The organism is Bradyrhizobium sp. P5_C12 (assembly GCF_054049735.1).
Map to the genome: position 1 here is coordinate 1 of NZ_JBFULU010000092.1, position 9,531 is coordinate 9,531.

Here is a 9,531-nt window from a genome sequence, read left to right on the forward strand (position 1 = left end):
GGCAAGACCCTCGCGGCACGCGGCGACGAAGGCGGCCTTGTCCTGCACCACGTGGTCGGCGGCGAGCGCCAGCACGATCGCCTCAGCGGCGCGGTTCTGCGCGAACACGGCGCCGGCGGCGATCGCAGGTCCGGAGTCGCGCCGCATCGGCTCGAGGATCACGTCGGCCTCGATGCCGATCTCGGCGAGCTGCTCCAGCACCATGAAGCGGTAGGACGCATTGGTGATGACGATCGGACGCTCGAACAGCGCGCTGTCCGAGACGCGCAGCAGCGTGTCCTGGAAGGTCGAGCGGGTACCGAACAGCGGCAGGAACTGCTTCGGCCGCACCTCGCGCGAGGCCGGCCACAACCGCGTGCCGGCACCGCCGCACATGATCAGGGGGATAATTTTTTGAGACACGTGCGAGCTACTCATCTGAGGGGTTGTTAAACACGGTGATACTGTCGATACCATTCGACAAAGCGGCCCAAGCCATCCGCCAGCGGCGTCGAGGGCGCGAAGCCGACGTCGCGTTGCAGGGCCGAAATGTCGGCACGCGTCTCCAGGACGTCGCCGGCCTGCATCGGCAGAAGCTTGCGGATCGCCGGCTTGCCGATGATCTTTTCCAGCGTCTCGACGAATTCGATCAGATTGACCGACCTGTTGTTGCCGATGTTGTAGACGCGATACGGCGCGTAACTCGTCGAGCACTCCGGCTGCTCGGCGTTCCACGCGGGGTTCGGCGCCGCAGGCCGGTCGAGCGTGCGGATCACACCTTCGACGATGTCGTCGACATAGGTGAAGTCGCGCCACATATTGCCGTTATTGAAAATCTTGATCGGCTCACTCGCAAAGATCGCACGCGTGAACAGATAGGCGGCCATGTCGGGCCGGCCCCACGGACCGTAGACGGTGAAGAAGCGGAGACCGGTTACCGGCAGCGCGTGAACATGCGCGAACGTATGCGCCATCAGTTCGTTGGCCTTCTTGCTCGCGGCATAAAGGCTGACCGGATGGTTCACCGAGTGCTCGGTCGAATACGGCAGGGTGCGGTTGGCGCCATACACCGAGCTCGACGAGGCGTAGACAAGATGCGCCACACCGTGGCGCCGCCCGGCTTCGAGCACGGTGACAAAGCCGTCGCAATTGGCGCGAATGCTGGTGATGGGATCGTCGATCGACGCACGCACCCCCGGCTGAGCCGCCAGGTGAACGACGCGATCGGGCGAGACCTCGTCGAACACACGCATCACCGCGGCAAAATCTGCGAGGTCGATCTCGTAGAAGCTGAAGCCGGGGCGGTGCTTGAGGGTTTCGAGACGCGCGCGCTTCAGCGCCGGATCGTAATATGGCGTGAATGCGTCGATGCCAACGACCTGTTCGCCGCGTGCCAACAGCCGTTCACAAACGTGCATTCCGATGAAGCCGGCGGCGCCGGTCACGATCACTGGCCGAAAAGTTGTCATCTCATTCATTCCGCGAAGCAATGCCAGACCAGGACAAGAGAGGCAAGGATATGACGATCACGACAATCATCAAACCAAGCGTATCTCTGTAAGCGCATCGAAATGTGTAGGAAACATGATGGCGTCATGCATTGTCGCATGCTATCCGCCTGCAGGGACACTCGGACCATAGCGTCACATGTGCTACACGTCCCAGATCGTATATTCGGCGCGAATGCCCAGTCTTGAGGCATCGTTCGCGCGAATGACCCGCGTAGAAAAAAGATCGGCTTTTGAAAATCTCCATCAACGGCAGGTTCCTGTCACAGTCGCTCACGGGCGTTCAGCGCTACGCCGCCGAATTGGTCAAGGCGATGGACCGCTTGCTCGCGAGCGGCGAGGCTCCGCCGCAACTCCTGGACGCAGACTGGCAGATTCTGGCGCCGCCGAACGCGCAGACGCTCGCTGGTCTTCGCCGCATGCACGTCAAGCAGATCGGAACATTGAAGGGGCACGCGTGGGACCAGATCGATCTGGCGCGTGCAGCCGCCGGCACGCGTCTCGTCAGCCTCGCCAATTCCGGCCCCGTGCTCCATCGCGATCATCTCGTCGTCCTTCACGACGCGCAGGTCTTCAGACGACCGGACTTCTTCAGCTGGCGCTACCTCGCACTGCATCGGACCCTCGGCCATCTGCTGGCGCGCACCGCAACGATTGCGACAGTTTCGGCGTTTTCGCGCAACGAACTTGCCGAGATGCTGTCGCTGCCCCCTGCATCGATACCCGTTATTCCGAACAGCGCAGAACACTTCGCAGCGGTCGATCCCGATTTCTCGATCATCGATTCACTGCGTCTTGCGCCCCATCAGTTCTTCCTCTTCGTCGGCTCGATGACGAAGAACAAGAATGTCGATACCGCCATCCGCGCGGCCGAGCGGCTCGGCCGCGCCGATTTTCCGCTGGTCGTGGTCGGGGGCGACAACAGCAAGGTCTTCGGCGGAGGCGCGACCGAATCGAAAAACGGGGTCGTCATCGCCGGCCGCCTGAAGGACGAAGAAATCGCGGCACTGTTCGCCCGGGCTGCGGCCTTCATCTTCCCCAGTCTCTACGAGGGCTTCGGCATACCGCCGCTGGAGGCGATGTACTTCGCCTGCCCGGTCATCGCGAGCTCCGCCGCGGCCGTTCGCGAGACCTGCGCCGACGCCGCCGTCTATTTCGACCCGCTCAACGTGGACGAGCTGTCCGCAAAAATGCTCGAAAGAATTGAGCTCGGCAGAATTTCGCCGGCGGAACAAAAAAGGCAACAGCAGCGATTGGCGACATATTCCTGGACGAAGTCGGCCGCGGTCATGCTCGAATTTCTGGCCAGACCGGCTCCCGAAACCGCATCCAGCGGTCCGACACGATGACGCGGCCCAAATATTGCTGCTTGGAGGCGTTAGCTTTGGCGTCTGCAAGACTTGGAAGGCAAGAAACAAGACTTGCAAGGCAAAACTTGCTTGGAAGGCGAAACTTGCTTGGAAGGAATGACCGTTGTCCAGCGGACTGAAGGTTCTGCATGTCGCCGAAACGGTGAGAGGCGGCATCGCAACCTATCTCAACGAGCTCCATCCGCACCAGAGCGCGAGCTTTGGGCAGGGAAACGTCCACTATGTCGTTCCATCCGACCATCGCAGCGATCTGGTGAACATCGAGGATGGCGCCGTCACCACTTTTCCGCGTGACGGCCGCAACGCTGTCGGCCTGTTTCGCCTGTTGTTTGCGACAATACGCGCGGTCCGGCAGCTTCGGCCCGATGTGATTCATCTCCACTCGTCCTTTGCCGGGCTGGTGGTCCGCCCGGTGCTCTGGCTGACCTCGCGGCGCTCGCGCATCGTCTACTGCCCCCATGGGTGGGCGTTCGGCCGCGAGACGGGCCGCCTCAGCCGCGAAGTGACGTTGTTCACCGAACGCATGCTGTCGAAGCTCACGCATCGCATCGTGTGCATCTCGGAAAGCGAGCGGGTGGACGCCATACGGGTCGGAATCGCGGCGAATCGCCTGGTTCTTGTGCACAACGGGATCTCCAAGCAGCGCCCGGTGCTCGACACGCGCGCAGCACCGTGGCGATCGGAGAAGACCAGGGTCCTCTTCATCGGACGCCTCGATCGCCAGAAAGGATACGATCTGCTGATCGAGGCGGCGCGCGCGCTCGGCGACAGGCTGGACGTGCGCATCATTGGTGCCTCGGTCGTCAGCAAATTCCGCAGAAGCGACCTGCCGGCCAACGTCTCGCTGCTGGGCTGGATGAACCGCAACCAGATCGAAGCCGAACTCGACCAGGCCGATATGGTCGCCATACCGTCGCGCTGGGAGGCGTTTGGCCTGGTCGCCATCGAGGCGATGCGGTCGGCCAAGCCGATTATCGCGTTCCGCATCGGCGCACTGCCGGAAATCGTCGAAGACGGCGTGACGGGCGTGCTATGTGACGAGGTCTCGGCCGAAAAGCTGGTCGAAGGCTTTCAGCGCGCAACCAGACTGGATCTGCCCGCGGTCGGCCGGGCCGGATATGAGCGCTTCACCCGCCTCTACGACATCGAGCAGACCCATCGCGTCTTGAGCCAAGTCTATGCCGACGTCCTGCACATGCGCGAGAGCGAATCCGGGCAGCAGGCGAAATTGCAGTCCGACTTCTCCAACAATCTGCGATCATAGAGACCGCCGATCAGGCCATCCGGCGCGCATCGCCCGGCGTGAGCTCGGCGTCGATCACGCGGTGATCGGAGAACGACCACGCAACGGCCGAGGCGGCAATGATCGCGCAGGTGAGAAAGCCGGCCGCGAACAGCAGTGATCCGGTTTGCAGCATCGTCTTCGCCTTCCTTGTTGTTTGACCGACCAACTAGGCGGATCAGGATTAGGAAGACCTTACGGAGTTCGGCGCGAAGCCGGCTTGCCGAGGAGAGCGTTAACGGAGGCGGAATCCGGCCGCGAAAATATCCGCGCCAGGGCCTGGCGAGACAGACCCGTCCGGCGCCACGCCCACCGCAACAACGATGAAACTACAACGCAGAGTAAGTGCAGCGCCGAATCAACACTCCAAGTTTTCCTGCCGTGATCCGTCGCGCGATCGAATGACTCGCGCCGCGCTGGAACGATCACGCACGGCCCCAATCGTGACATCGATCTGACATCTCCATGTCCACTTTGCGAGCTGCATATAAAAGAGGATCGTCCGCACAAATTTTAAACAGCGATTGCACGCGTACCGCGGTTCACAAGTTGCAATAAGGTCACAGCCATAAGTGCTTTACCATAAAGTCGAAGACGCAGCAGTGACTCGGTAGCGAGATGATTGCTACGGTGATTCCGATTTTAGATGAGTAAGGGAATATGCTGGTGGCTAAGACCGAACGATTTGATTTTGATTTCGGGATTAGCCGAATCCTGGCTGTCGCTGCGATCGGCATCTCCTTGACGGGTTGCGCGAGCTTCATTCCGTTAGACGCTCCGGATGCCGTATCCACGCAAACAAATGCCGCGCTCGTCACCGAACCGACCGCGCCGCTCGCCTATGCCCTGATGCCGGTCAACCCGGCGATCCTGCAGGCGACCAACGCGTTCACGGACTCGTCCGGACTGGTGTTCTCCCGCCTTCCCGGCGGCAATTACCGCGACGTCACGATCGGCATCGGCGACATCGTCACCGTGACCGTCTACGAAGCGCAGGCAGGCGGTCTGTTCATTCCGCGCGAAGCGGGCGTAAGGCCGGGCAACTTCGTCGAGATTCCGCGGCAGCAGGTCGACCAGTCCGGCAACATCAACATTCCCTACGCCGGATCGGTCAAGGTCGCCGGGCTGACACCGCGCGCCGTTTCGAACGTCATCCGCGAACGCCTCAAGGACCGCGCCATCGACCCGCAAGCCGTCGTGAGCGTGGCGGAGCAGCGCGGCAACCAGATCAGCGTGCTCGGCGAAGTCAACTCGCCGCAGCGCTTTCCGGTCGACCCGGGCGGCATTCGCCTGATGGGCGCGATCGCGCGCGCCGGGGGCCCGAAATATCCCTCCTATGAGAGCACGGTCACGATCAAGCGCGATGGGCGCACTTACAACGAGTCGATGTCCTCGGTCGTGCATCACCCCAACGAGGACGTGCTGCTCGCGCCCGGTGACGTGGTGTTCCTGACCCGTATTCCCAGGGTGTACATGGCGTTTGGATCGACCCCGTCGCCGGGATCGATCGGAGGCACCAACAACCGTCGTTTCACCTTCGAGAACGACAACATGTCGCTGGCCGAGGCGCTGGCCAAGGCCGGCGGTCTCGACAGCAACCGCGCCGATTCAAAGTCGATCTATGTCTATCGCTTCGAGCCCAAACCGCTGCTGGAGCGCATCGGCGTGGATGTCTCCCAGTTTCCGACCAAGGCTGTTCCGGCCGTCTACAAGTTCGACATGAGCAAGCCCGACGGTTGGTTCCAGGCGGATACCTTCAGGATGCGCGACCACGACGTGATTTCCGTCGCGGAATCGCCATCAACCGAATTCGTCAAGCTCATGAACCCGCTGAATGCGGCAAGCGTGAATGCGGATAATATCAGCTCCGTCATCGTGAATGTGAAGTAACCGCCATGTGAGCTGCCGCACATGACCTGGAGCGGCAGCTCCGCCCAATTCGAACCATAAGGGGGAGGTAGTTCGTTCGGCCAGTTGAGGGCCAATGTGGAGCACGAGAGTGACCGAATCGACCAGACCTGTCTTGCGTGGCCTACGGGTGCTCTCTGCCACGCTGGTTGCGGCAATCAGCGCAGCCTCGTCTCCCGCCGGTGCTCAGAATGCGCAGCCCCTGGACGAACGAATTCTGCTGGGAATAGGCACGCACCAGGGTCTCGGCGGGCCCATAGGCGGGCGCGGCTATGTCCCCTCCATTGCCGTAAAGCAGCTGAAGGAACTCGGCGTCACCTCGTTCCGCGACGATTTTCCCTGGTCGGATTTCGAGATTCCCGGCCATGCGTTCGGCTTCAACCCGCAGCTCGGCCGCCTCGAGGCCCAGGTCAAGTCCGGCGTCGGAAGGCCCGTGCTCATTCTCGGCTTCGGCCACCACCTTGTGCCCAATTCCGATCCGCCGACGACGGACGAAGCGCGGCGTCGGTTCGTCAACTACGCCACCGCGGCTGCGCTATCGGTGGCGCCGCAGCGGCCCATCTTCGAGATGTGGAACGAATATAATCTCGGCGCGCGCAGAAACCCGGACTTCAACGTGGAGAATTACGTTGCACTCGCCAAGGCGGTGCAACCGGCGGTGAAGCGCGCGGTCCCCACTGCCCCATTCGTGGTCGGCGTGCTCGGTGACGATCCGGGGTTCAAATGGACGGATGCATTGCTGAAGACCGATCTGCTCAAGATCGCCGACGGCATATCGATCCATATCTACAATCACTGCGCGGCGCCTGCCGGGCGCATTGCGGCTGAAGCGATCCAGCGCCTCGAGACGTTTCAGCAACGGGTGGCCCAGGCGACCGGCAATCCCAACTATCCGGTCTACCTGACTGAGACCGGCTGGCCGACCGGCGAAGCCAAGTGCAGCGTGAACGAGCAGCTTTCCGCCGACAACATGGCGCAGATGATATTGTGGTCGTCGACGGCGGGACCGTGGCTGAAGGGAATCTGGATCTACGAGCTCAAGGACAGCGGCACCAAGCTGACCGAGCTCGAGCACAATTTCGGCATCTATCATTTCGACAACTCGCCGAAGCCCGCCGTATGCTCCATTCGCGAAAGCTGGGCATTCATTCGCAAAAGCCGGACGGCGGAACGAACAAAGCCCGTTCCCGGCGTCGTGCTGATCCGCAGCCAGGGCGGGTCGGAAACAAAGGCGGCGCTCTGGTCGGAAAGTCCGACCAAGCGTTTTGAAGTGCGATTGAAGGGGGTAGAACCGAATGCCGAGGTCAGCCACGTCTGCCAGCAAGGGCCAGGACCCGCTCCCGGCGCCTGGACGGAGCTATCGACCACGCCGCTGCTCGTCACCGCGAAGGGGCAAGCCGCACTTGATTTCGAGATCAGGCCGGCTAACTGAAGCGCTCCTGACGGCTGCGGTCGGCTAATCCGAGGCAATTCTTGAGAGTACTCATCGTCAACACACTTTACCCGCCGGAAATCATCGGCGGGGCCGAAGTCTCTGTGTCACTGCTCGCCGAGGCCCTGTCCCAGCGCGGCCAGCAGGTGTCCGTCGTCTGTCTTCAAAAGGAGCAGACGCGGTCGGTCGACGACCTCAACGGCGTGCGCGTCTATCGCATGCCGCTCGACAACGACTATTGGCCCTTTGGCCGCGACGAAAAGCCGTCGTCGATGCAACGCCTTAAATGGCATTTGCAGRATACCTGGAATCGCAAGGCTGCCGAACGATTCGCCGAGATCCTCGACATCGAAAAGCCAGATGTCGTCCATACCAACAATCTCACGGGATTTTCAGTCTCGCTTTGGTCGGAAGCCAAGCGGCGCAACATCAGAATTGTGCATACCTTGCGTGACTATTCTTTGATCTGCAAACGGTCGACGCTCTTTCGCGAGGGCGCAACGTGCATGCGGCGATGCGCTGCCTGCGCCACGATGACCGCGCCGTATCGCCGCGCCTCGCGCATGGTCGACGCGGTGACGTCCAACAGCCAATTCGTGCTGGATCGGCATCTGGCGCCCGGCTATTTCACCGATATCCCGGGCCGGGTCATCTTCAACATCGCCGATACCACCAATTTGGGTGCGATGCCGGGCCCTGCCACCGAGGATGTGGTGTTCGGCTTCATCGGACGCCTGGAGCCCGAGAAGGGCATCGACGTCGTGCTCAAGGCGGTGGAATTGCTACCCGATGCCGGCTGGCAGCTCAAGATCGCCGGCAGGGGCCTCGAGACCTATGTGCGCGACCTCAAGGCCACCTGCCGCAATGACCGCGTGCAATGGCTGGGATTCACCAAATCCGCGGACTTTTACGCCGGCGTCGATGTCTGCCTGATCAGCTCCGTCTGGCCGGAGCCGCTGCCCCGGACCCTGATTGAGGGGATCGGGGCCGGCAAGGCCACAATTTGTTCCACTGCGGGTGGAATACCGGAGATATCGGAGTTTTCTAATCTGATAGGAAAGTATGAGCCGAGCGACCATCGGCGGCTCGCCGAACTGATGCAGGAGGCGACACGCGAAGCAGACCGATGGAAGAAGACCGCGCCTGCACGATCTGACTTTGCCGAGAAATTCACCCCCGAGACGATCACACGGCAATACCTGGAGATGTACACCGGCAACATCGGGACCTCTTCACAAGAATAAGGACGAAAAGCTGCAGTAGCCGATGGCACAATGGATATTGAGATACATTCTTAATGAAGGTCCTCGTCACCTCATCGCTATATCCGACGCCCGGGGCCCCCAAGGTCGTCGGCGGCGCTGAAATATTCGTCAACCGGCTGGTCGAGAGTCTCGTCGCACGTGGCGACACAATCGAGGTGGTTCGTGCCGCCTCCCTGCCCGATCAGAAAGCCGAACGGCACAACGACGTTGACGTCTACTCCGCGCCCATTCGCAACATCTATCTGCCGTTTGCCGAGCAGCGGAGCGCGCCATTGCGCGGCGTCTGGCATGCGATCGAGGACTGGCAGCGAACGGCGGATCTCGTCGGCGCACGCATCGATGCCTTCAAGCCCGACCTGCTGCATTCCAACAACCTCTCAGGCCTGACGACCGGGGTCTGGAAGGCGGCCTTCGACCGGCGCATTCCGATCGTCCATACGCTTCACGATTACTATCTGACCTGCCCTCGGTGCTCGCGCTTCTCCAAGGGCCGGGCGTGCAAGCACACCTGCTTCAGCTGTAAATTGTTAACCGTCAGCCGCCGCAATGCGACCAGGCAGCTTCGCGCCGTCGTCGGCGTGAGCCAGCGGATACTCGACATTCACACCGAGCTCGGGCTGTTCGCGAACATCCCGACGCGGAAAGTCATCCGGCACGCATCGGCGCTCAAGCCGCTCGCTCCGTCCCCCGAACCCACCTCGAACGTGTTGAGGCTGGGTTTCATCGGAAGACTGACCGAGGAAAAAGGCATCTACAATCTCGCAAAGGCCGTGGGACTATTGCCGCC

General features: G+C 61.5%; 10 protein-coding genes. 6 read left to right on the top strand and 4 right to left on the bottom strand.

Annotated elements, in window-relative coordinates; all coding sequences use genetic code 11:
* The 3 genes from ACXJMY_RS37145 to ACXJMY_RS37155 all read right to left on the bottom strand — a co-directional run.
* Positions 1-402: sugar phosphate nucleotidyltransferase (locus ACXJMY_RS37145; protein ID WP_456624314.1), on the bottom strand; the 402-nt coding region annotated here is incomplete at its 3' end.
* A gap of 26 nt (positions 403-428) precedes the next feature.
* On the bottom strand, positions 429-1,448 hold the full coding sequence (locus ACXJMY_RS37150; protein WP_456624315.1) for an NAD-dependent epimerase: 1,020 nt from the start codon (positions 1,446-1,448) through the stop codon (positions 429-431).
* Between the two features lie 302 nt (positions 1,449-1,750).
* On the bottom strand, positions 1,751-2,119 hold the full coding sequence (locus tag ACXJMY_RS37155; RefSeq protein WP_456624316.1) for a hypothetical protein: 369 nt from the start codon (positions 2,117-2,119) through the stop codon (positions 1,751-1,753).
* Between the two features lie 63 nt (positions 2,120-2,182).
* Here ACXJMY_RS37155 and ACXJMY_RS37160 point away from each other — a divergent pair, with 63 nt between their 5' ends.
* Together ACXJMY_RS37160 and ACXJMY_RS37165 are read left to right on the top strand one after the other, a co-directional pair.
* Positions 2,183-2,836 carry a glycosyltransferase gene (locus ACXJMY_RS37160; protein WP_456624317.1) on the top strand — a complete coding sequence of 218 codons (654 nt, stop codon included), beginning with the start codon at positions 2,183-2,185 and terminating at the stop codon, positions 2,834-2,836.
* A gap of 124 nt (positions 2,837-2,960) precedes the next feature.
* Positions 2,961-4,121, top strand: coding sequence for a glycosyltransferase (locus ACXJMY_RS37165; protein ID WP_456624318.1), 1,161 nt, complete (start codon positions 2,961-2,963; stop codon positions 4,119-4,121).
* Positions 4,122-4,131: 10 nt separating this feature from the next.
* On the opposite strand, the gene ACXJMY_RS37170 is transcribed toward ACXJMY_RS37165, so the two are convergent.
* Positions 4,132-4,275, bottom strand: coding sequence for a hypothetical protein (locus tag ACXJMY_RS37170; RefSeq protein ID WP_456624319.1), 144 nt, complete (start codon positions 4,273-4,275; stop codon positions 4,132-4,134).
* 524 nt (positions 4,276-4,799) lie between these two features.
* On the opposite strand from ACXJMY_RS37170, the gene ACXJMY_RS37175 reads away from it, so the two are divergent.
* The 4 genes from ACXJMY_RS37175 to ACXJMY_RS37190 all read left to right on the top strand — a co-directional run.
* Positions 4,800-6,029, top strand: coding sequence for a polysaccharide biosynthesis/export family protein (locus tag ACXJMY_RS37175; RefSeq protein WP_456624320.1), 1,230 nt, complete (start codon positions 4,800-4,802; stop codon positions 6,027-6,029).
* Positions 6,030-6,138: 109 nt separating this feature from the next.
* On the top strand, positions 6,139-7,479 hold the full coding sequence (locus ACXJMY_RS37180; RefSeq protein WP_456624321.1) for a hypothetical protein: 1,341 nt from the start codon (positions 6,139-6,141) through the stop codon (positions 7,477-7,479).
* Positions 7,480-7,520: 41 nt separating this feature from the next.
* Positions 7,521-8,723 carry a glycosyltransferase family 4 protein gene (locus ACXJMY_RS37185; RefSeq protein WP_456624322.1) on the top strand — a complete coding sequence of 401 codons (1,203 nt, stop codon included), beginning with the start codon at positions 7,521-7,523 and terminating at the stop codon, positions 8,721-8,723.
* A gap of 53 nt (positions 8,724-8,776) precedes the next feature.
* Positions 8,777-9,531: glycosyltransferase (locus ACXJMY_RS37190; protein ID WP_456624323.1), on the top strand; the 755-nt coding region annotated here is incomplete at its 3' end.

Excerpts from the sequence above, each read along its gene's own strand:
- ACXJMY_RS37150 (WP_456624315.1), bottom strand. The coding sequence starts at position 1,448 with ATGACAACTTTTCGGCCAGTGATCGTGACCGGCGCCGCCGGCTTCATC.
- ACXJMY_RS37155 (WP_456624316.1), bottom strand. The coding sequence starts at position 2,119 with ATGGCCGAGGGTCCGATGCAGTGCGAGGTAGCGCCAGCTGAAGAAGTC.
- ACXJMY_RS37160 (WP_456624317.1), top strand. The coding sequence starts at position 2,183 with ATGCTGTCGCTGCCCCCTGCATCGATACCCGTTATTCCGAACAGCGCA.
- ACXJMY_RS37170 (WP_456624319.1), bottom strand. The coding sequence starts at position 4,275 with ATGCTGCAAACCGGATCACTGCTGTTCGCGGCCGGCTTTCTCACCTGC.
- ACXJMY_RS37175 (WP_456624320.1), top strand. The coding sequence starts at position 4,800 with ATGCTGGTGGCTAAGACCGAACGATTTGATTTTGATTTCGGGATTAGC.